Source organism: Ruegeria sp. CL7, assembly GCF_056536445.1.
Window position 1 is genome coordinate 1651440 of record NZ_JBQFPQ010000001.1, and the last position, 20892, is coordinate 1672331.

Consider the following 20892-nt stretch of genomic DNA (forward strand, 5'->3'; position numbering starts at 1 on the left):
ACACAGGTCAGAGCAAGATACCGGAGACGCGTTGATGAAAGTCTTCATTCCCCTGCTCTGCCTGATCGCGTTGCCCCTGTGGGCTCAGAATGCGCCCGAGGGCTGGGCCGTATACCCAACCCAGAAACCGTATGCGGAACTGGTTGACGCAACCAAAGCCGCGATCAAGGAAAACGGGCTGATCGTCGTGACTCAGGCGGGCCCGACCAAAGCGGCGGCAGCACGTGGGATATCGATTCCCGGAAATCGCGTGATCGGCGCGTTCAACAATGACTACGCCGTGCGGGTTCTGGAAACCTCGGTCCACGCGATGATCGAGGCCCCGATCCGGTTTTACGTTACCGAGAACAAAGACGGGACGGCGAACCTGTCGTATAAAACCCCCAGTTTCGTCTTTGCGCCCTACGCCTCGGAAGGCGGTCAGAACCTGATGGATATTGCAGCAGAGCTTGACTCGACGTTTCAATCGATCGCTGAACGCGCAGTCAAATAGTCACACTGGCGTGAACCGCCTTGCGTCCGGGAACGTCCTCCGCAATCTGCTTGAAACGGTTCTATCGGAGCATGACTGATGCAAGACCCCTCGCCCCGCGCTGCGGATATTCTGGCCCAACGCTTATATGAAGCGGGGTGCCGACACGCATTCGGGATGCCGGGGGGCGAGGTTCTGACGCTGGTCGATGCGCTGGAAAAGGCTGGGATCACCTTTCATCTGACCAAGCACGAAAACTCTGCCGGGTTCATGGCCGAGGCCGTTCATCATCGCGACGGTGCACCTGCGATTCTGGTGGCCACTCTGGGTCCGGGCGCAATGAACGGGATCAATGTGGTAGCGAACGCTTTGCAGGATCGTGTGCCGATGGTCGTTCTGACCGGATGCGTCGATGCGGACGAAGCGTTGACCTATACCCATCAGGTCATGGATCACAGCCGGGTTTATCGCTCAATCACCAAAGGCACTTATACGCTGACAGCCAAAGGCGCGGATATCATTGCCGACAAGGCGGTGTCGCTGGCCATGCAGCCACGACCCGGCCCGGTTCATATCGATGTCCCGATCTCGGTTGCCGACACGCCTGTTAACGGCGTGAAACGCCGCCGGCTGGCCAAGGTCGCGCCGGTCAGCCCCGGTGGGGAATGCCTTGAGAAGGCCCGCCGCTGGGTGGCCGAGGCCGAACGCCCCATCGCCATCATCGGTCTGGATGTCCTCTATGACGACTCGCGCAGTGTCGTGCAGGCGTTCCTGGAGCATTTTGGCATTCCTTTCGTGACGACCTACAAGGCCAAAGGCGTCGTGCCCGAGGATCACGCGCTGTGTCTGGGCGGCGCGGGGCTGTCGCCGCTGGCTGACAAGCATCTTGTGCCTCTGATCGAACAATCGGATCTGGTATTGTGCCTGGGATATGACCCGATCGAAATGCGCCCCGGCTGGCGTGAGATCTGGGATCCGGAAGAAAAGCGCGTCATCGATATCTCTGCCGTGGTCAACGACCACTACATGCATCAGGCTGGATTGAACCTTGTTGCCCACACGGGCGAGACATTGGAGGCAATAGCCAAAGGCAACCCGGCCCGTGAAACATGGCCGGGCAACGAACCCGCGCAGGTCAAAGCCGCGCTGGCAAAGGCCTTCCCCACCGATGAAAGCTGGGGGCCCGCTGCCGTCATTGCCGAAACCCGCGCTGTCCTGCCGCCTGAAACACTGGCCACGGCCGACAGCGGTGCACACCGCATTCTGCTGAGCCAGATGTGGGCGTGCAGCGAAGAACGCGGGCTGATCCAGTCCTCGGCGTTGTGCACGATGGGATGCGCCGTACCCATGGCCATTGGCTTGAAACTGGCCGAACCCGACCGCCCGGTGATCAGCTTCTCGGGGGATGCGGGGTTCCTGATGGTTGCGGGCGAGTTGTCGACAGCGGCTGAAATGGGCGGCAACCCGATTTTTCTGGTCTTCGTGGATGCCAGCCTTGCCCTGATCGAGCTGAAACAACGTCAGCGACAGATGCGCAACACGGGCGTGGATTTCGGCCATCATGATTTTGCTGCCATGGGCCGGGCCTTTGGCGGCAATGGCCATACGGTTCGTAACAGGACAGAGTTGCGCGCCGCACTGGAAGCTGCTGTAAAGGCTGAGACATTTACGGTGATTGCTGCTGAAGTTGAGCGTGGAGGCTATGATGGCCGCATCTGAAGGCCCGTTGAAGGGTGTCAAGGTTCTGGACCTTAGCCGGATCCTGGCAGGCCCAACATGCACGCAGCTTCTGGGCGATCTGGGCGCAAGCGTCATCAAGATCGAAAACCCGGCAACCGGTGGCGATGACACGCGGCAATGGGGCCCGCCCTACGTAAGCGATGCCCAGGGCAACCGCTCGGATCTGAGCGCCTATTTCATGTCTGCCAACCGCAACAAGAAATCCGTGGCGCTGGATATCTCCTCGGCCGAGGGTCAGGCGGAAATCAGACGCTTGGCGTCACATGCGGACATCCTGATCGAGAACTTCAAACCGGGCGGGCTGACCAAATACGGGCTGGACTATGCCACCCTGTCGCAAGAGTTTCCAAGCCTCGTGTACTGTTCAATCTCGGGCTATGGTCAAACCGGCCCGAATGCCAGCAAGCCCGGCTATGACCTGATGGCGCAGGGCTATGGCGGGATCATGTCGCTGACCGGCGACCCCGAGGGCGCGCCCATGAAAGTGGGTGTTGGCATTGCTGACGTGATGTGCGGGATGTATGCAACCGTGGGTATCCTGGCCGCGCTGCGCCACCGCGACTTGACCGGCGAGGGCCAGCAGATCGATCTGGCGCTGGTGGATTCTCAGATCGCCTGGCTGATCAATGAAGGCGTCAACTATCTGACGTCAGGCAATGTTCCGCAACGACGCGGAAACGGGCACCCCAACATCGTTCCTTATGACGTCTACGAAACCGCCGATGGGCACGTGATTCTCGCGGTCGGAAACGACGGCCAATTCAAAAAACTCTGCAACTTCATCAATGCTCCTGAACTGGCAGACGATCCGAGATTCGCGACCAACCCGGCCCGTCTGGAACATCGTGATGCGCTGAATTCGATTCTTCGCCCCGCAGTGAAGGCGCTGGACACCCACACCGTCATTTCCGGTCTGGAGGCTGTCAAAGTGCCCGTCGGCCCGGTGCAGACGCTGGATCAGGTGTTCAACACGGAACAAGTGGCCGCAAGACAGATGCAGATTGCCATGCAGGCCCAGCCGGGTCAGGTCAACCTGATCGGGAATCCTCTGAACCTGTCTCGTACACCTGTAACATATCGAAACGCCCCACCGGTCTGCGGGGCCGATACTGAGGCTGTTCTGAGCGCCGAAAACCCGTTCGAGGATTGAAATACTTGCACATCTAGGCGACAAGTCGCTGAAACATGTCCTTGAATCGGCGGTTTTTTTCATCTTTTTCGCACACGTCATTTCACCAATTCGAGAGCAGCGTCGATACTGTTACGTCCCTCTCGCACACTCTGGTACATCGAACAGTGTCAAATATCGCAATCAGATTGGACCCAAGTATGAAACAAGACGTTTTCGGACAGATGAACACCCTGACCCAGCCGGCGGCAGTCGAAGCGTGGAATGGTGTTCTGCTTGGGTTCATGGCTCATGCCGCTGTCACGCCCCAGCACTTGGGCAAAGTGCTGGAACTCGAGCCCGACTTCGCGCTGGGTCAAGCGGTCAAAGGTCTGTTCATGGCGCTGCTTGGGCGGCGCGAGATGATGGCGGTTGCTGTCGAAGCGCTGGCTGCTGCCAACGCAGCGATGGAACGTCAACCTGTAACTGAACGCGAACGTCTCTACGTGGATGCGCTGGCCTTGTATCTGGCCGGACAACAGGCACAGGCGGTTCAGAAATTTGAAGCGATTCTGCGTGACCATCCGCAGGACACCCTGGCGATGAAACTAAGCCATGCGACCCGCTTCGTTCTGGGTGATGCAAACGGGATGCGCCGCTCGATCGAGCGTGTGATGCCCGCTTATGAGCCGGACCACCCCGGGCGCGGCTATCTGCTGGGCTGTCATTCTTTCGCGCTGGAAGAAACAGGCGCTTATGAAAAGGCCGAAATCGCGGGCCGTCAGGCGCTGTGGATGGTGTCCGATGATGCCTGGGGCCTGCACGCGGTGGCCCATGTCCACGAAATGACGGGCAATGCGCAGCTGGGCCTTGACTGGCTGGCCGGTCGCGAGGCGGCCTGGGCCCACTGCAACAACTTCCGTTACCACGTGTGGTGGCACAAGGCACTGATGCATCTGGATCTGGGTCAGGTCGATCAGGTGATCGAACTGTATGACAACCATATCCGCAAGGACAAAACCGACGATTATCGTGACATTTCAAACGGCACTTCGCTGTTGATGCGGCTTGAACTTGAGGGGGTAAATGTCGGAAATCGCTGGGAAGAGCTGGCTGATCTGAGTGCCGCACGAACGGAAGACGGCTGCCTGATCTTTGCGGATCTGCATTATCTGCTGGCGCTTACCGGTGACAATCGCGCTGATGCCACGGCCAAGATGCTAAACCGCATGAACAAGGATGCGGCCCGCGCCGACGACGACACCACCCGCCGCATGGCAGACCCCGGTATCGCTGCGGCCATGGGCCTGGAGGCCTTTGGTGACGGCCACTATGGAACCGCCTTTGATCATCTGCTCGCGGCGCGCGATTCCATGCAACTGGCCGGTGGCAGCCACGCGCAACGTGATGTATTTGAACGCATTACCATTGATTCCGGCCTGCGCGCAGGTCGCCTGGACGCGGTGGAACGCATTCTGGATGACCGTCGCGCCAAGCGCGCCGGGGGCGAAGACAATTATGCCATCGCGCGTCGCGCCCTGATCGACGCGGCCCGCGACAGCGGTGACGTCCAAAGCGTCCCCGCCGAATAACAAGAAGACCAAGAAGGACAGAAAACGTATGGCGACCATATCGCCCGCTTCTGATTTTGTACCCGCTGCGGCCCCGGCCGCAGCCCCTGCCAGTGCGCGTGATCCGCGTCTGGATTTCTATCGCGGCATCGCGATGTTCATCATCCTGATCGCCCATATTCCCAACGACCCCTGGGCAAAGTGGATTCCTGCCCGCTTTGGGTACTCGGACGCAACCGAGATTTTCGTGTTCTGCTCGGGCATGGCCTCGGCCATTGCGTTTGGCGGGGCATTTCTGCGCAAGGGATGGTGGATGGGCACCGCCCGAGTGGCCTACCGCATCTGGCAGGTCTATTGGGCGCATATTGCCCTGTTCTTCTTTGTTGCAATGACAATGGCCGCGTTGGATCAGACCGGCGCGTTCGAGAAAACCTATGTCTCGTCGTTGAACCTTCAGCATTTCTTCAATGACCCGGCCCCGCAAATGGTCGGGATTTTCACACTGACCTATGTGCCGAACTACTTCGATATCCTGCCGATGTATCTGGTCGTACTGGCGCTTATGCCGCTTTACATGGCGCTCTATCGAGTCAGTTTCTGGCTGATGGCGGCAGTTTGCGTGGCCATCTGGTTCGTCGCGCAAACCGGCGCGCTTGCCCTTCCCGCTGAACCCTGGTCCCAGCGCCAGTGGTTCTTCAACCCCTTCGGATGGCAATTGCTGTTTTTCACCGGCTTCGCCTTCATGCGCGGTTGGATTCCGGCCCCGCCCGTGTCGAAATCCTTGATCTGGGTGGCGATTGCCTTTGTCGTGTTGTCAGCCCCGTTCGGGTCATGGAAAGTCTTCACCTGGATCAACACGGCTGCACCCGAGCTTGGCGCAGTGATCCGCAAGGGCTGGCCCCTGACCGAAGAGCTGCGTGGCAAAACCGAGTTCGGCCTTCTTCGATATGTCCACTTTCTGTCGCTGGCCTATCTGGGATGGGTTGCAGCGGGCGAACACGGCCACCGCCTGATCGCGACGGGTCATGGTCTGGGCGCACGTATCTGGCAATTCCTGCTGGCCGTCGTCACCAAGGTCGGCCAGCAATCGCTTGCCGTATTTGTGTTTTCCATGGCTGCGGCACGGCTTATCGGTGTCGCGCTGGATCAGGCTGGGCGGGATGTCGCCACTGTCTTCGTCGCCAACATTATTGGGTTTGCGATGATCATCGGCGTTGCCTATCTGGCAGCTTGGTTCAAGTCACAACCCTGGAAGTCGAAGAAATGAATTTTACCCGTCGCGCATTCCTCGTCTCGACGACTGCTTTGGCCTTCGCTCCATCCGCTTATGCGACGAGCGGTGAGACGCCTTTTGACCGCGACTATGTAATCGAGGTGGCCCGCGATCTGGCCAGCCGCCCCTATGTGGAACGCGAGATGGTACCGCAGGAATGGCAGGATCTGACCTATCAGCAGTACCGTTCCATCCGGTTCCGGCTTGACCGGGCGCTGTGGTATGAAACCGACACGCCCTTCAACGTGGATTTCTTCACCCCCGGCCTCTATTTCCCGCGCACCGTCAAGGTGGAAACGGTCGAGAACGGCATGACCAAGCCGGTCGCCTTCGATCTGGAAATGTTCGACAAGTCAGAAGACGTGCCGCAACTGCCGATCGATGACACGCTGGGCTTCTCGGGCCTGCGCCTGCGAACTGAAATGCACCGCCCCGGCAAGACAGATGAATTCTGCGTCTGGCAGGGGGCCAGCTATTTCCGCGCCATTGGCCTGCACGAGGTTTACGGACTGTCGGCGCGGGGTCTGGCGTTGAAAACCGGCGATCCGGATGGCGAGGAATTTCCCGAATTCATCCGTTTCTGGCTGGAACGTCCCGAACCGGGCCAACGCAACATGGTCGTGCATGCATTGTTGGACAGCCCCAGCGTGACCGGCGCCTATCGTTTCAACGTCACGGCGGGCGCGGATTGCATTATGGATGTCGAGGCAACGCTGTTCCCGCGCGAAGACCTGCCCCATGTAGGGATCGCTCCGGGAACTTCGATGTTCCTGTTCGACCAGACCAACCACAGCCGGTTCGACGATTTCCGCCCTGCTGTGCACGACAGCGACGGGTTGATGATCCGCAATGGCGCGGGCGAGGTCCTGTGGCGTCCGTTGGCCAATCCGACCCGATTGCAGGTCTCATCCTTCGTCGATACAAACCCACGCGGGTTTGGTCTGATGCAGCGCAAACGAGAGTTTTCGGACTACGCCGATCTCGAGGCCAATTACCACAAGCGCCCGGGCCTGTGGGTCGAGCCCCAAGAAGACTGGGGCAAAGGCTCGGTCACGCTGGTCGAGATCCCGGCAGATCAGGAAATCTATGACAACATCGTCGCCTATTGGAGGCCCGCTGAACCCTATGCGGCAGGCAGTCAGGTTGATCTGTCCTATCGCCTGATCTGGGGGGAAGAACCCCAGCGCACACCGATGCCGCGCGTGATCAACACCGCGATGGGCGAGAACACCTTTGGCGAAGGCCGGCTGGCCATCATCGATTTTGAAGACAGCGAACTGTTCGAGGACCTGGGCGCAATCACGGTCTTTGTGGATTCGCCACATGCGGAAACTTCGGAAGGCGTCTTGCAGCGCAACCCGGATACCGGCGGTCCACGGCTGGCGTTTTCATTCCAGCCCGGCGAACGCAACCATGTCGAGTTGCGCGCACAATTGTTGAAAGACAAACAGCCTGCCTCAGAGGTCTGGCTGTACCGTTGGACCACATGAGCCGCGATCTGCATATCATGCCGCCCGAGGCCCCTCTGGCGATGCCTGCGCAGAACTTCAGCGCACGGTTCCGGGATGCCGATGCGCCTTCCGGTCAGCACAAATCCGCTGCCGGTTTCTGGCGCGCGCTGGCTTTTTCGCCCGCGATGGCCGCCACTCTGGCCTTGCTGTGGGTCATGAGCGACTGGTTCGGCGCGGAAGGCATCAACGTGGTCGAAGCCATCCTTTTGACCTTGATTTCGTTCAACTTCTTCTGGATTTCCTTTACCGTCTGCACTGTTTTGCTGGGCATGGTGTCGCTGGCGAAACAGGAACGGCCCGAGCGTCGGACCGCGGCGCAACCCCTGCGGGTGGCCCTGCTGACCCCGGTCTACAATGAAGTCCCCTGGAACGTGTTGGGCAATGCCCGCACCATGCTGGAGGATCTTCAGGCGCGCGGCGGTAAACACCACTATGCCATGTTCATTCTGTCGGACACGCGCGATCCCGAGATTGCGGCGCAGGAACAGGCCAGCGTCGAAGCACTGCGCACCACCCTGGCACCCGGGCTTGAGCTGTATTATCGCCGCCGCGAACAGAATACCGACCGCAAAGTAGGCAACATCGCCGACTGGGTCAGCCGTTGGGGCGCGGATTGGGATGCCATGCTGGTGCTGGATGCTGACAGCCTGATGACCGGGCGCGCAATCCATCGCCTGACTGATGCACTGGCATGCGATCCGGGTGCGGGCTTGATTCAAAGCTATCCGCAGCTGATCGGCGCACAGTCAGTCTTTGCCCGGATGCAGCAATTTGCAAATGGTGTCTATGGCATCGCCTTTGCCGAAGGTCTGGCCCGTTGGTGCGGGCAAGAAGGCAACTATTGGGGCCACAACGCGATTATCCGCACCAAAGCTTTTGCCACCAGCGCCGGCCTGCCCAAGCTGCGTTCGTTCAGCGGTCAGGACAAGCTGATCATGAGCCACGATTTCGTCGAGGCCGGCCTGCTGCGCCGCGCTGGATGGGCCGTGCGATTTCTGCCGCGTATTCGCGGGTCATATGAAGAAACACCGCCGACCCTCATCGATCACGCCATGCGGGATCGCCGCTGGTGCCAGGGCAACCTGCAACACCTGAAACTGCTCGGTTCTTCCGGATTCCGTGCGGTGTCGCGGTTTCACATGTTCCACGGCGCGGTCGGCTATCTGATGTCCCCGTTGTGGTTTGCACTATTGTTGATGTGGGCGCTGATCGGTCAGGGTCAGGATGCCTCTGTCCTGCATTATTTCAGCCCCGACAATCCTCTGTTCCCGCAATGGCCCGAGATGTCGGAAACCCGTCACGTGCTGATCATTCTGGTCATGTACGCGATGCTGTTGGCCCCCAAGGTTCTGGGCGTTCTGGCCCTGCCGTTGAGCGGTGTACGCTACGCGGATTTCGGTGGCGGGCGCAAATTCCTTGCCTCTTTCCTGGCCGAGGTTCTGTTGTCGATCCTTTACGCTCCGATCCTGATGGTTCAACAGATGATCGCTGTGTTCCGTACGGCTTTTGGCATTCAGCGCGGCTGGTCGCCTCAGGCCCGCGACGGTGGCACCTATGGTCTGCGAACGCTGATCCTGTGCCATGCGCTGGAAACCGTAAGCGGAGTGGCGCTGAGCGTCGGTATCCTGTCCGGTCTGGTGTCGGTCTGGCTGGCCCCGATCGCCATCAGCCTTGCGCTGGCTATCCCGTTGTCCGCGCTCAGCGGTGTCTCGGCAGGTGCCGCGCGCAAGATGGTCGGAATGCGGGAAGACTTCAGCGAACCCGCCATTACCCGGTCAGCGCGCCGCTATCGCGATGAACTGAAGCGACTGGTCGAAGGCAAAGGCAACATGACCCCGGCCGAGTGATCAACTGCCGGGAAGCCCTTCGTACCAATCGATTATCATGTCGGCCCAGCCCGCGGGAACGGTGTGCCCTCCGGGGAACAGAGCAAATTCCAGCGCACTGCCTTCGGCACAGGTGGTCCAGCGGCGGCGCATGAAATCACCCGTCGCGCTGAACCCGGTCGGTTTGTGATCGACACAACCGTTCGCATCGCGCCAGATTTCGAGACCCGCATAGATATCACCCTGCTGAAAGCGTCCTCCGCCCAGCAAGCGCCCTTCCAGCGGCACCACATTGTCGGTCCAGCCATGCGTATGGAACATACGGATCGGACCATTGCAGGTTTCAGGGTGCGGGCGCCAGAAACCACCGGACACCGGGACATAGGCCGAAAACGTATCAGGGCTCTCGCAGGCCAGATAGTTGACCATGAAAGCTCCGGCGGAAAACCCGCCCAGCAGGACACGGTCAGTGTCGATGCCAAACCGCCGTGCCGCGTCTTGCACCGCTTCAGTCAGAAAGGCGGCTTCGTCCCGCTCACCAAAACCGGGATAGAAATTCCAGCTTTTGGTGCCGCCCCGGTCGGGCCTATCCAACCCCTCAGGGGCCATCACCGCATAGCCGCGCTCCAACAGCGGTTCGACCATCCCGCGATTGCGCATCGTGCCCGACCCGCTGCCGCCATACCCATGCAGGAACACCACCATTGGCGCATTGTCCGCGTCGGGCAGTTCGATGTGATAGGCACCCATGGGTGTCTCACAGGTATCCTCTTGACCGGCACACCCCGCGAAAGCGGTCTGCCCGGTCACTGCCAAGGCCAACGCCAGACTGAATTCCCGGATCATCCTGCATCCTCATCATATTTGCGCACCGGCAATCCGGCCCGAACCCATCCCGGCCCTGCGGCCGAACCCAACATACCCTCGGGCACGTCGATCACATTGGTGAATCCAGCTTCGATCAGGCGGTTGCTCAGGCGTGCCGAGCGCACGCCGCGCGCGCAAATCAAGGCCACCGGGGTCGCCGGATCGCCGCCAGCCAATTCCGTCAGTGCTTTGACAAAATCCTCGCGCCGCATGTCCAGCGGCACGGCACCTTCGCCTATGCCCGATGCGCGCCATTCACGCGGCGTGCGGATATCGATCAACAGAACGTTTCCCTTCGAGGCCTGCTCATGGGCCTCGGCAACCGTTATCCGGCCGCCGTCGTGGTCTTCGGGGATCAAACGGTATTCCCTGATCGCAAACCCGCCTGCAATCGCCGCGCATGCGCCGATCAACATCCATCTTCGGGCTCGGTTCACTTTCTCGGCCAAGCTTCAGCCTCCTGTTCGCTGACATGTGTTCTATCACAGATGGTCTGAAACGGGGGCGTTGAAAAACCCGGCCCGCATCAAGATCACGTCATTTTTTCGAATCCTTGCAGAGTTTCTGATGGGGCCAATAGGACTCTGTAAAAAAGTTACAATATCTGGACAGTCGGGAAAATATCCTTACAAAATTGGCTTCACACTGACCGCCCAGACCGGAGTATCGCACTTGTCCCTATTCCTTATCGCGGCCCTTCCCTTCCTCGGCGCTGTTTTTCCTGCCCTGCTGATCCGGGCAGGTCGGAACGCAGCCGCCTCCGCCGCCGGGTTAACCACATTCCTGGCCCTGATGGGCCTGTTGATCCATGCCCCTGCGGTGATGCGCGGAGACGTCGTGACCGCCCGGTTCGACTGGATACCGGGGCTGGGGCTGAACGCGAACTTCATGCTGGACGGCCTGGGGTTTTTGTTCGCGTTGCTGATCCTCGTCATTGGATTGCTCATCATTCTCTACGCACGGTTCTACCTGTCGCGCGAAGATCCGATGGGGCAGTTCTATACCTACCTGCTGCTGTTTCAGGGGGCGATGGTTGGTATTGTCCTGTCCGACAATATCCTGCTTTTGATTGTTTTCTGGGAGCTTACATCGCTCAGCTCATTCCTGCTGATCGGCTATTGGAAGCACCTTCCCGAAGGTCGGCAGGGCGCGCGCATGGCCTTGGCCGTCACCGGCTCTGGCGGCTTGGCGATGATCGCCGGGATGCTGATCCTCGGCAATATCGTGGGGTCTTACGATCTCAGCGTCATTTTGCAGAACAAAGAACTGATCCAGGCCTCACCCTACTACATGCCTGCGCTGATCCTGATCCTGCTGGGCTGTTTTACCAAGTCGGCGCAGTTCCCGTTTCATTTCTGGCTGCCGCACGCCATGGCCGCGCCGACACCGGTTTCAGCCTATCTGCACTCTGCCACCATGGTGAAAGCGGGCCTGTTCCTGATGGCACGGATGTGGCCGGTTCTGGCAGGCACGGATGCGTGGTTCTATATCGTCGCCACGACGGGGCTGGTCACCATGCTGATTGGCGCGTCTATCGCGTTGTTCAAGGACGACCTTAAGGCGCTGCTGGCGTTTTCGACCGTTTCGCATTTGGGCCTCATCACCATGCTGCTGGGCTTTGGCACAAAGATTGCAGCCGTCGCTGCCGTGTTTCACATCATCAACCATGCAACGTTTAAAGCCGCCTTGTTCATGACCGCCGGGATCGTGGATCACGAAACCGGCACACGCGATATCAAAAGACTGGGTGGCTTGCGCCACCTGATGCCGATCACCTTCACCATTGGCACGATTGCCGCCCTCTCGATGGCCGGGCTGCCGCCTCTGAACGGTTTCCTGTCCAAAGAAATGATGCTTGAGGAAACCGTGCACACCACATGGATGCACTCTCATTACCTGGTGCCGGGGCTGGCGCTGTTGGCTGCATTGTTCTCGGCCGCGTATTCCTTCCGCTTCGTCAGCCACGTCTTTCTTGGACCTCAGCGGGAAGATTATCCGGCACATCCGCATGATCCGCCCGTTGGGTTGTGGATTGCGCCCGCTTTCCTGGTCGTACTTGTCATTCTGATCGGCCTTTATTCCGCGACCATTGTCGGCCCATTGGTCGCAGTAGTGTCCAGCGCGGTGATCGGCGGCGAGAAGCTTCCGTATTACTCGCTGAAACTCTGGCATGGCTTCACACCGGCGCTTTACATGTCGGTCGTGGCCACGCTGGGCGGTCTATTCCTACTGGCGTTGCACAGACGAGGTGAGCGGATCTGGAACGCCCTGCCCCGCCCCGAAGCCAAGCAGATCTTTGAAACAATCATAGAAGCGCTGACCCGGCTGAGCCGCTGGATCACCGATGAGATGCACAACGGGGTCCTCAGCCGCTATGCGATCATCTTTGTCGCCTTTACCGTTGGCCTGGGCTATTACGCGTATTCGACCGGAACCATCGGCATTGAAACCCGCGTTCCGCTGCCGGCTCAGATCATTCCGATCATTGGCTGGATCTGCCTTGTGGGTGCGACGCTGGGCATTATGTGGTTCCACCGGAATCGTCTTTTGTCACTGGTATTGATCGGTGTCGTCGGCCTGATCGTTTCGATTGCCTTCAACTATCTCTCGGCCCCGGACCTTGCCTTGACGCAAATCTCGGTCGAGGTGGTGACAATGATCCTTTTGTTGCTGTCGCTGAACTTCCTGCCGACCGAAACGCCCTGGGACAGTTCAGCGGCGCGGCGCTGGCGGGACGCGGCGATTTCTGTGGTCGCGGGCCTTGGCACCGGTGCGTTGATCTACGCGATGATGATGCGCGATTTCGCGTTCCCGACGATTTCAGAGTTCCATCTGGCCAATTCCTACAAAGGCGGCGGCGGCACCAATGTGGTCAATGTGATCCTCGTCGACTTCCGGGGTTTTGATACCTTTGGCGAGATCATCGTTCTGGGCATCGCCGCGCTGATCATCTTTGCGCTGACGGAATCCGTTCTCGGGACAAATGTCCGCAGTTACCTGCTGAACCGCAAACCGCATTGGCCGCAATCCGGGGATTCGCATCCGCTGATGATGGTTGTGGTCACCCGCGTCATGATGCCGATCGCACTGATGGTCGGGGCGTATATCTTTTTCCGCGGGCACAACCAGCCCGGCGGAGGCTTTATTGCCGGCCTGATCGTCGCCATCGCTTATCTGATGCAATACATGGCCAGCGGCTATACCTGGGCCATCGAGCGGCAGAGGTTCTATTACCACGGCACCATCGGCTGGGGTGTTCTGATCGCTGCGGCAACCGGGTTGGGCGCGTGGTTCAACGAACGCCCCTTCCTGACCAGCGATTTCGGCTACATCAACTGGCCTCCGCTTGAGGAATTCGAATGGGCCACCGCCATGCTGTTTGATACAGGCGTATTCCTGGCGGTTCTGGGTGCGGTCATGCTGGCATTGGACAGCCTGTCCCGCTTTGCGTGGCAACCGGGGATGGCACAGGAATTCCCGATGGATATCAATCCCCTGCGAGACAACCCACCGGAAGAGCAACAAGAGAAGGAGCAGGCCTGATGGAAGCGCTCGTAGCCTCTGCCGTCGGTATCATGACCGCCGCCGGGATCTTCCTGATCCTGCGCCGCCGGACGTTTCCGGTCATTCTGGGCCTGTCTCTGATCACATACGCGGTGAATGTCTTCCTGTTCGCGACCGGACGACTGGCGCTGAACGCGCCTGCGGTTCTGAACAAGTACAAGGACGTGCCCTATACCGACCCACTTCCACAGGCGTTGGTCCTGACGGCCATCGTGATCTCGTTCGGGATGACCGCCGTGATCGTGATGATCTCGCTCAGCGCATACCTGTCCGCCAAGAATGACCATATCGACATGACCGCCCAGGACAATGTTGACGCGCCGGGAGATGACGCATGAACCACTGGATCGTTGCGCCGATCGTCCTGCCCGCGATTCTGGCCCCTTTCATCATCATGGTCCTGCGATACCATCTGGACTTGCAACGTATCTTCTCGGTCGCGGGTGTCGTGGCTTTGCTTGGGATTGCGCTGACAATCACGGCTCAGGCCTCGGGCGGGGAAATTCAGGTGTACGAGCTTGGCGACTGGCCCGCCCCCTTTGGCATCGTTATGGTGCTGGATCGCATGTCCGCAATGATGGTTCTGCTGACCGCCCTGCTGGCCCTGCCGATCGTGCTTTATGCCATCGCCTCGGGCTGGGATGACCGGGGCAAGCATTTCCACGCGCTGTTTCATTTCCAGCTCATGGGCGTCTGTGGCGCCTTCCTGACCGGCGACGCCTTCAACCTTTTCGTGTTCTTCGAGGTGCTGCTGATCGCGTCTTACGGCCTTATGACCCATGGCGGTGGCGCGGTACGGTTGAAAGCGGGTGTGCAGTATGTGGCGTATAACCTGTTGGGGTCGACCCTGTTTCTGTTTGCCCTTGGCACGATCTATGGCGTGACCGGAACGCTGAACATGGCGGACATCGCCGTGCGCGTTGCGGAGATCCCAGCCGAAGATACCGCATTGTTGCGGGTTGGTGCGGTGTTGTTGCTGCTGGTCTTCTGCATCAAGGCTGCCGTTCTGCCGCTGCACTTCTGGCTGCCCGCCAGCTATGCCAACGCCCCGCTGCCGGTTGCGGCCCTGTTTGCAATCATGACCAAGGTAGGAGCCTATTCGATCCTGCGAATGTACACTCTGGCCTTCGGTCCCGACGTCGAAGTCACGCAGGGTCTGGTTGGCGATTGGCTGCAACCCGCGGCGCTGCTGACGCTTGCCGTCGGTGCCATCGGCATTCTGGGTTCGCAGCATATTGCCCGCATGGTTGCCTTTTGCGCCATCGCGTCCATGGGTACTTTGCTGATCGCGATTTCACAGTTCACGCCCGGCGCGACGGCTGCCGCCCTTTATTACGTGTTCCATTCGACACTTGCGACCGCGTTGCTGTTCCTCATTGCTGACCTGATCATAGAACGGCAGGGAGGGGCCATAGCCCCCAAGCCGCCGATGCCGCAAAGCGGGTTGATTGCCGCCCTGTTCTTTGTCGGCGCCATTGCGATGGCTGGAATGCCGCCGCTGTCCGGCTTTGTTGGCAAGCTTTTGGTTCTGGACGCTTCGCGCGATGCATCCGATGCCACCACGGTCTGGGCCGTTATCCTGATTGGATCATTCGTCACCATCGTCGGGCTGGCCCGTGCCGGGACGCTGATCTTCTGGAAAAGCTACGACGCTGAGGTTGTCACAACCGATGAAACCGCCGAAGGCGAAAACGCGTCTGTCGCCGCCGCCCCCGAACCGCACCCCGGCCTTGCTTTTACGGCTGTGTTCGGGGCCGTGGCAGGTCTGGTCCTGCTGACCCTGTTCGCGGGTCCGGCCCTGGAGTACACGAGCAAAACCGCAGAGCAGTTGTTTACCCCTGAAAACTACATCTCTGCCGTCTTGGGAAGGGAAGAGTGATGAAACTGCTGCGCCGAATTTTCCCGCACCCTCACCTGACGATTTTGCTGACGCTTGTCTGGATTCTGCTGGCGAACAAGCCTTCGCTGAATTCTTTGATCTTTGGCCTGATCCTCGGGATCATCATTCCATTCGTCACACAACCCTACTGGCCGGATCGTCCCAAACTTCGCAACTGGCCAATGGTTGTGGAATACATGCTGGTGGTGCTTTGGGATATCGTGGTTGCGAACGTGACGGTGGCCCGGATCATCCTGTTCAAACGCAATGACAACCGCCAGCCCAACTGGGTCTGTGTCCCGCTTGAGCTGCGCACACCCGAAGCGATCACGGTTCTTGCGGGCACCATCACGATGACTCCGGGCACCGTTAGTTGTGATTTGTCAGCTCAGGGGCATAATCTGCTGGTGCACTGTCTTGATGCCCCCGACCCCGAGGCCGTGCGGGACCAGATCAAACAGCGCTATGAACGTCGCCTGAAGGAGATTTTCGAATGATCGACTACGCGATTTATTTTGCATTTGCCTGTTTCGGTGCGGCGATCATGATGTGTCTGTGGCGTATCATCACCGCTGACGGGGTCGGCACCCGGGTTCTGGCCTTGGACACTATGGTAATCAACACAATCGCCCTGATGATCCTATATGGGTTGGATCAGGGGACCGAGATCTTTTTCGAGGCCGCCATGATCATTGCCATGCTCGGTTTTGTTTCCACCGTGGCCTATGCGCGCTTCATGTTGCGCGGCAACATTATCGAATGAGGGCGGGATGACATTCTTCGTGGAACTGCTGATCGCCTCTTTCCTGATCGTCTCGGGTATCTTCGGCTTTGTCGGGTCTTTTGGCATGATCAAGCTGAATGACCCAATGTCCCGCCTGCACGCCCCGACCAAGGCAACGACCTTGGGGGTGGGCGGCGTGCTTCTGGCTTCGATCGTGCATTCTGTTCTTCTGGAAGGAAAGCTGTCCCTGCACGAGCTGCTGATCACTCTGTTCCTGTTCCTGACCGCTCCGATCACGGCCCTGTTCATTGCAAAATGGCACATACACCGGCATGAAAAACCCGAGGACCTGCCGGATGCCGGCGAGGATGAACTTTGGGCCACCCACGCCGTCGAGCAGGTCGAAGACGTTCCGGATCATAGCGCGAATTGAAACCGATGCATATTCCTCCGCTGCCCCTGACCCGCGATCTGGTTCTTGTTGGCGGAGGCCACACCCACGCGCTGCTGCTGCGCAAATGGGGGATGGACCCGTTGCCCGGGGCGCGTGTGACCGTGATAAACCCCGGCCCGACGGCCCCGTATTCCGGAATGCTGCCAGGCTATGTCGCCGGGCACTATGACCGGTGGCGGCTGGACATCGATCTGGTCAGACTGGCCCGCTTCGCAGGCGCACGCGTCATTCTGGGCGCGGTCGATGGAATCGATACCGAACGTCAGGAAATCCATGTTCCCGGGCGTCCTCCGGTGGGTTTCGATGTGGCATCGATCAATGTTGGGATCACTTCGGACATGCCCGCAATGCCCGGCTTTGCGGAACATGCTGTACCGGCCAAACCACTTGGACCATTCGCGGCAGAATGGGCTGCTTATCTGGCGGGCAACGGCCCTGCCTCGGTCGTCGTGATCGGCGGTGGAATCGCCGGGGTTGAACTGGTCATGGCGATGGCTCATGCGCTCAGGGCCAAGGGTCGGTCAGCGCAGGTTACGCTGATCGACAATGCCATTGCCTTGACGGCCACCAAACCCAAAGCGGCAGAGACGATCCGCCGTGCGATGCAGGATCTTGGTGTAGAGGTGATCGAAAACGCCGCGATCAGCCGGATCGCTTCGGATCACGTCGCTTTGCAGGACGGGCGCAAAATCCCGGCCGGTTTCGTGACAGGTGCGGCCGGAGCCCGCCCCTATGGCTGGATCGAAAAGACCGGGCTGGACCTTGAGGATGGCTTCATCCGGGTAAACAGCTACCTGCAATCCAGCGATCCCGTGGTTTTTGCCGCCGGTGATTGCGCCTATCTTACGGACAATCCCAGACCCAAAGCCGGTGTTTATGCAGTGCGCGAAGCACCGGTTCTGTTCGACAATCTGCGCGCGGCGTTGGGGGCTGGACGGATGCGCAAGTACGTCCCGCAGAAAGATTACCTGAAGCTGATTTCACTGGGCGGCAAATCAGCGCTGGGCGAGCGGTTGGGGTTGTCCCACAGCGGAGCGATGATGTGGAAATGGAAGAACCACATCGACCAGACTTTCATGAACAAGTTCCGGGACTTGCCGCAGATGAAGCCCCCCGCGCTGCCGCGCGCACATGCCGCCGGGCTTGTCGAGGCGCTAGGCGAAAAACCGATGTGTGGCGGATGCGGTGCCAAGGTCGGGCGCGGAGCATTGCAGGTGGCGCTGAAATCGCAGCCCGATCCCGTTCGCCCGGATATCATCCCCCTGCCCGGCGACGACGCGGCTCTGCTTCAGACGGGCGGGGTTCGGCAGGTCATGACATCAGATCACCTGCGGGCTTTTACCAATGATCCCGCACTTATGGCGCGCATCGCCGCTGTACATGCCCTGGGGGATGTGTGGGCCATGGGGGCCGCACCTCAGGCTGCCACGGCAACGATCATCCTTCCGCGCATGTCTGCTGCCCTGCAACGCCGTACCATGGCGGAAATCATGTCGATCGCAGGAGACGTCATGCGGGACGCCGGTGCCGATATCGTGGGCGGGCACAGTTCCATGGGTGACGAGATGACAATCGGATTCACACTGACCGGCCTGTGCGACGCCGACCCGATAACACTGGCCGGCGGGCAACCGGGCGACTGTCTAATCCTGACCAAACCCATAGGAAGCGGCGTTCTTATGGCGGCCGAGATGGCAGGCCAGGCCAATGGTGTCTGGGTCGCCGCAGCCTACCGGCACATGGTGCAGCCGCAGGGAAAGGCGGCCCGCATATTGGCCGGGGCCCATGCGATGACCGACGTGACCGGGTTTGGTCTGGCCGGACATCTGCAAGGTATCTGCGACGCTTCCGGATGCGGGGCCACGATGGATCTGGATGCCGTGGAGTTGATGGATGGCGCGCTGGAACTGACGGACCGGGGTGTTCGATCAAGCCTTTTTGCAGACAACCGGGCAACAGCACCTGCCCTGCCCGCCGAGGGCAAAGCCGCCCTGATATTCGACCCGCAGACAGCAGGCGGCCTGCTGGCCGCAGTGGCGGCAAAGGATGCCGATACCGTCCTGGAAGACCTCAGGAACGCCGGATATCCGGCCATGGCAATCGGCGAGCTCACCGATGCACCGGGACTGCGCCTTCAGGACTGATCCAGCAGGGTTTCGATCCGGGTGGCCGCCTCGCTCAGGCCGGCATCGTTCAAAAGGGCGATCTCAATATCGGCCAGAACCTTGACGGAACGGGATCGCCGCGCCTTTGCGTATGCCGGGTCGTAATGCTGCTCCATCAGGGCCTGGGTCAGCACCTGTTTTTGACCTGCTTCGATCAGCTGCATCCAACCATCCACGACCTCGTGCCCGCGATGAAAGCGCAGCGGCGACAACCGGTCCCGCAAACGGTCGCCGTCAGACAGGATGTCGTCGTAGGCCTGAACGAGATAGGCGGCGCGCGCCTCGAGCGGAGCCGTGATGTTCACCCGTGGGGCTGAACACAAAGCGTTCCACAGGCTGGGCGGCAATATCAGGCTGCCGATCTTGGACGATTCCGCTTCGATGACGACCGGGCGCGCCGTATCCATCGCACAAAGCGCCCCTGCCAGGGCCGATTCAAAAGCTTTCTGGCTGGGCTGGCCGCCCGGTCTTTCCCCCAGCAGGGAACCCCGGTGATTGGCCAGTGCTTCGAGGTCAAGAACCTGCACCCCGCGTGACTGCAAAAGTGCCAGCAATTCTGTCTTGGCCGTTCCGGTATAGCCATCCAGCGCCACCAACCGATGGGGCAACGGATCATCGTACAAATACGCATTCACCAGCCTGCGGTAGGTGCGATAGCCGCCCTCGATTACATCCGCGCGCCAGCCGATTTGTTGCAGCATCCATGTGAACGACCCGGAACGCTGTCCGCCGCGCCAGCAATAGACCAGAGGGCGCCAGCTTCCTTCGTGGTGACTTAGATGTTGCTCGATGTGGTTGGCCGCATTGCGGAACACCAGAGCGGCCCCGAGTTTACGCGCCAGAAACGGGCTTTCCTGTACATACATGGTCCCGACACGGGCGCGTTCCTCGTTGTTCAGAACCGACAGGTTGATCGCGCCTGGCAGATGATCTTCAGCGAACTCTGCCGGGCTGCGCACATCGATGACCGTGTCAAAACCATGCGCATAAAGCTGTGTCAGATCAGAAAAGGTCAGGGCCATGCCGAAGGTCTAGCTTGCCGCGTTTGCAAAGAAAAGGCCGCACGCCCTCACTCGTGCAAAGGCTTGATCAGATCAGGTCCGCTGGCCCGGTTCGAGTTCACGACCGGATCAACGCGATGAAACGTCAGCACATCCTCTGCCCCCGGCTGCATCAGACGAGCAGCGCCCTTTCCCGCTTCTCCCAACCACAATGACCAATGCTCGGGTTCGAGGATCAGGGGCATCCGGTGATGGATGGTGCCAAGGTTTTCGTTGGCCGCCGTCGTCACGATGGCACAGGTGCTCTGACGGTTTTCATCCACCCCCCAGTCCTGCCAGATCCCCGCAAAGGCAATGGGGGCGCCGTCCCTGCGATGGATGTACCAGGGCAAGCGCTTTCCCTCGTCCGTCTTGGTCCATTCGTAGAACCCTGTTGCGACAATCAGACAGCGACGCGACCGGCAGGCATCACGAAAGGCAGGCTTTTCCGCCAAAGTCTCGGCACGGGCGTTGATCAGCAAAGGCCCGGCGGTTTCCGTCTTGTACCAATGCGGCAAAAACCCCCAGCGCAGCGCATCCAGACGCCGACCTGAGTCACCACCCCGAACCACATGCACCTGATTTGTCGGACAAACATTGAAGTTCGGCACGGTTGGCAACGCGTTCGCCGGGCGCGCGGAAAACAGCTGCGCCATCGCGTCATTGGGAAGAGTTATTGCAAACCGTCCGCACATGGG

The 20892-nt window shown here is 59.8% G+C and carries 18 protein-coding genes; 14 read left to right on the forward strand and 4 right to left on the reverse strand.

What is annotated here, in order from left to right:
- The first annotated feature begins 34 nt into the window (after positions 1–34).
- The 7 genes from ACR0LI_RS08310 (at position 35) to mdoH (ending at position 9522) form a co-directional block, all read left to right on the forward strand.
- Positions 35–493, forward strand: coding sequence for a DUF302 domain-containing protein (locus ACR0LI_RS08310; protein WP_480718321.1), 459 nt, complete (start codon positions 35–37; stop codon positions 491–493).
- 78 nt (positions 494–571) lie between these two features.
- Positions 572–2191, forward strand: a complete 1620-nt coding sequence (locus ACR0LI_RS08315; protein ID WP_209547182.1) for a thiamine pyrophosphate-binding protein — start codon at positions 572–574, stop codon at positions 2189–2191.
- A complete protein-coding gene (locus tag ACR0LI_RS08320; RefSeq protein WP_171633642.1) occupies positions 2178–3362 on the forward strand; it encodes a CaiB/BaiF CoA transferase family protein in 1185 nt (394 codons plus the stop codon). Before ACR0LI_RS08315 ends, ACR0LI_RS08320 begins: the two co-directional genes overlap by 14 nt.
- 179 nt (positions 3363–3541) lie before the next feature.
- On the forward strand, positions 3542–4912 hold the full coding sequence (locus tag ACR0LI_RS08325) for a tetratricopeptide repeat protein (RefSeq protein WP_171633645.1): 1371 nt from the start codon (positions 3542–3544) through the stop codon (positions 4910–4912).
- Positions 4913–4940: 28 nt separating this feature from the next.
- On the forward strand, positions 4941–6158 hold the full coding sequence (locus tag ACR0LI_RS08330) for an OpgC family protein (RefSeq protein WP_171633647.1): 1218 nt from the start codon (positions 4941–4943) through the stop codon (positions 6156–6158).
- A complete protein-coding gene (locus tag ACR0LI_RS08335) occupies positions 6155–7654 on the forward strand; it encodes an OpgD/OpgG family glucan biosynthesis protein (RefSeq protein ID WP_480718322.1) in 1500 nt (499 codons plus the stop codon). The genes ACR0LI_RS08330 and ACR0LI_RS08335 overlap by 4 nt, the downstream gene beginning before the upstream one ends.
- Positions 7651–9522 carry a glucans biosynthesis glucosyltransferase MdoH gene (gene mdoH / locus ACR0LI_RS08340; protein ID WP_171723595.1) on the forward strand — a complete coding sequence of 624 codons (1872 nt, stop codon included), beginning with the start codon at positions 7651–7653 and terminating at the stop codon, positions 9520–9522. Before ACR0LI_RS08335 ends, mdoH begins: the two co-directional genes overlap by 4 nt.
- Here mdoH and ACR0LI_RS08345 read toward each other — a convergent pair whose 3' ends face one another.
- Positions 9523–10347 (reverse strand): CE1 family esterase, encoded by an 825-nt coding sequence (locus tag ACR0LI_RS08345; RefSeq protein ID WP_480718323.1) that lies wholly within the window; start codon positions 10345–10347, stop codon positions 9523–9525.
- Positions 10344–10784, reverse strand: a complete 441-nt coding sequence (locus ACR0LI_RS08350) for a rhodanese-like domain-containing protein (RefSeq protein ID WP_171723661.1) — start codon at positions 10782–10784, stop codon at positions 10344–10346. Before ACR0LI_RS08350 ends, ACR0LI_RS08345 begins: the two co-directional genes overlap by 4 nt.
- 256 nt (positions 10785–11040) lie before the next feature.
- On the opposite strand from ACR0LI_RS08350, the gene ACR0LI_RS08355 reads away from it, so the two are divergent.
- Genes ACR0LI_RS08355 through selD form a run of 7 tightly spaced genes read left to right on the forward strand, consistent with a single transcriptional unit; the run spans position 11041 to position 19133 of the window.
- Positions 11041–13911, forward strand: coding sequence for a monovalent cation/H+ antiporter subunit A (locus ACR0LI_RS08355; RefSeq protein ID WP_480718324.1), 2871 nt, complete (start codon positions 11041–11043; stop codon positions 13909–13911).
- Positions 13911–14270 carry a Na+/H+ antiporter subunit C gene (locus tag ACR0LI_RS08360; RefSeq protein ID WP_480718325.1) on the forward strand — a complete coding sequence of 120 codons (360 nt, stop codon included), beginning with the start codon at positions 13911–13913 and terminating at the stop codon, positions 14268–14270. Before ACR0LI_RS08355 ends, ACR0LI_RS08360 begins: the two co-directional genes overlap by 1 nt.
- Entirely contained in the window at positions 14267–15811 is a 1545-nt protein-coding gene (locus tag ACR0LI_RS08365) for a monovalent cation/H+ antiporter subunit D (RefSeq protein WP_480718326.1), read from the forward strand. The genes ACR0LI_RS08360 and ACR0LI_RS08365 overlap by 4 nt, the downstream gene beginning before the upstream one ends.
- Positions 15811–16308, forward strand: a complete 498-nt coding sequence (locus ACR0LI_RS08370; protein WP_171633666.1) for a Na+/H+ antiporter subunit E — start codon at positions 15811–15813, stop codon at positions 16306–16308. The genes ACR0LI_RS08365 and ACR0LI_RS08370 overlap by 1 nt, the downstream gene beginning before the upstream one ends.
- Complete coding sequence (locus ACR0LI_RS08375) at positions 16305–16574, forward strand: K+/H+ antiporter subunit F (RefSeq protein ID WP_152457439.1); 270 nt, start codon at positions 16305–16307, stop codon at positions 16572–16574. Before ACR0LI_RS08370 ends, ACR0LI_RS08375 begins: the two co-directional genes overlap by 4 nt.
- Positions 16575–16581: 7 nt before the next feature.
- A complete protein-coding gene (locus ACR0LI_RS08380; protein WP_480718327.1) occupies positions 16582–16968 on the forward strand; it encodes a Na+/H+ antiporter subunit G in 387 nt (128 codons plus the stop codon).
- A 5-nt stretch (positions 16969–16973) separates the two neighbouring features.
- Positions 16974–19133: a selenide, water dikinase SelD gene (gene selD, locus ACR0LI_RS08385; protein WP_480718328.1), complete on the forward strand. Its 2160-nt coding sequence runs from the start codon at positions 16974–16976 to the stop codon at positions 19131–19133.
- Here the strand turns inward: selD and mnmH are convergent.
- Both mnmH and ACR0LI_RS08395 read right to left on the reverse strand, forming a co-directional pair.
- Positions 19124–20176 carry a tRNA 2-selenouridine(34) synthase MnmH gene (gene mnmH / locus ACR0LI_RS08390; RefSeq protein WP_480489732.1) on the reverse strand — a complete coding sequence of 351 codons (1053 nt, stop codon included), beginning with the start codon at positions 20174–20176 and terminating at the stop codon, positions 19124–19126. The genes selD and mnmH overlap by 10 nt on opposite strands.
- Before the next feature lie 47 nt (positions 20177–20223).
- Positions 20224–20889: an SOS response-associated peptidase gene (locus ACR0LI_RS08395; protein ID WP_171633676.1), complete on the reverse strand. Its 666-nt coding sequence runs from the start codon at positions 20887–20889 to the stop codon at positions 20224–20226.
- Positions 20890–20892 lie beyond the last annotated feature (3 nt).

Excerpts from the sequence above, each read along its gene's own strand:
- ACR0LI_RS08310 (WP_480718321.1), top strand. The coding sequence starts at position 35 with ATGAAAGTCTTCATTCCCCTGCTCTGCCTGATCGCGTTGCCCCTGTGG.
- ACR0LI_RS08315 (WP_209547182.1), top strand. The coding sequence starts at position 572 with ATGCAAGACCCCTCGCCCCGCGCTGCGGATATTCTGGCCCAACGCTTA.
- ACR0LI_RS08320 (WP_171633642.1), top strand. The coding sequence starts at position 2,178 with ATGGCCGCATCTGAAGGCCCGTTGAAGGGTGTCAAGGTTCTGGACCTT.
- ACR0LI_RS08325 (WP_171633645.1), top strand. The coding sequence starts at position 3,542 with ATGAAACAAGACGTTTTCGGACAGATGAACACCCTGACCCAGCCGGCG.
- ACR0LI_RS08330 (WP_171633647.1), top strand. The coding sequence starts at position 4,941 with ATGGCGACCATATCGCCCGCTTCTGATTTTGTACCCGCTGCGGCCCCG.
- ACR0LI_RS08335 (WP_480718322.1), top strand. The coding sequence starts at position 6,155 with ATGAATTTTACCCGTCGCGCATTCCTCGTCTCGACGACTGCTTTGGCC.
- mdoH (WP_171723595.1), top strand. The coding sequence starts at position 7,651 with ATGAGCCGCGATCTGCATATCATGCCGCCCGAGGCCCCTCTGGCGATG.
- ACR0LI_RS08345 (WP_480718323.1), bottom strand. The coding sequence starts at position 10,347 with ATGATCCGGGAATTCAGTCTGGCGTTGGCCTTGGCAGTGACCGGGCAG.
- ACR0LI_RS08350 (WP_171723661.1), bottom strand. The coding sequence starts at position 10,784 with ATGTTGATCGGCGCATGCGCGGCGATTGCAGGCGGGTTTGCGATCAGG.
- ACR0LI_RS08360 (WP_480718325.1), top strand. The coding sequence starts at position 13,911 with ATGGAAGCGCTCGTAGCCTCTGCCGTCGGTATCATGACCGCCGCCGGG.
- ACR0LI_RS08365 (WP_480718326.1), top strand. The coding sequence starts at position 14,267 with ATGAACCACTGGATCGTTGCGCCGATCGTCCTGCCCGCGATTCTGGCC.
- ACR0LI_RS08370 (WP_171633666.1), top strand. The coding sequence starts at position 15,811 with ATGAAACTGCTGCGCCGAATTTTCCCGCACCCTCACCTGACGATTTTG.
- ACR0LI_RS08375 (WP_152457439.1), top strand. The coding sequence starts at position 16,305 with ATGATCGACTACGCGATTTATTTTGCATTTGCCTGTTTCGGTGCGGCG.
- ACR0LI_RS08380 (WP_480718327.1), top strand. The coding sequence starts at position 16,582 with ATGACATTCTTCGTGGAACTGCTGATCGCCTCTTTCCTGATCGTCTCG.
- selD (WP_480718328.1), top strand. The coding sequence starts at position 16,974 with ATGCATATTCCTCCGCTGCCCCTGACCCGCGATCTGGTTCTTGTTGGC.
- mnmH (WP_480489732.1), bottom strand. The coding sequence starts at position 20,176 with ATGGCCCTGACCTTTTCTGATCTGACACAGCTTTATGCGCATGGTTTT.
- ACR0LI_RS08395 (WP_171633676.1), bottom strand. The coding sequence starts at position 20,889 with ATGTGCGGACGGTTTGCAATAACTCTTCCCAATGACGCGATGGCGCAG.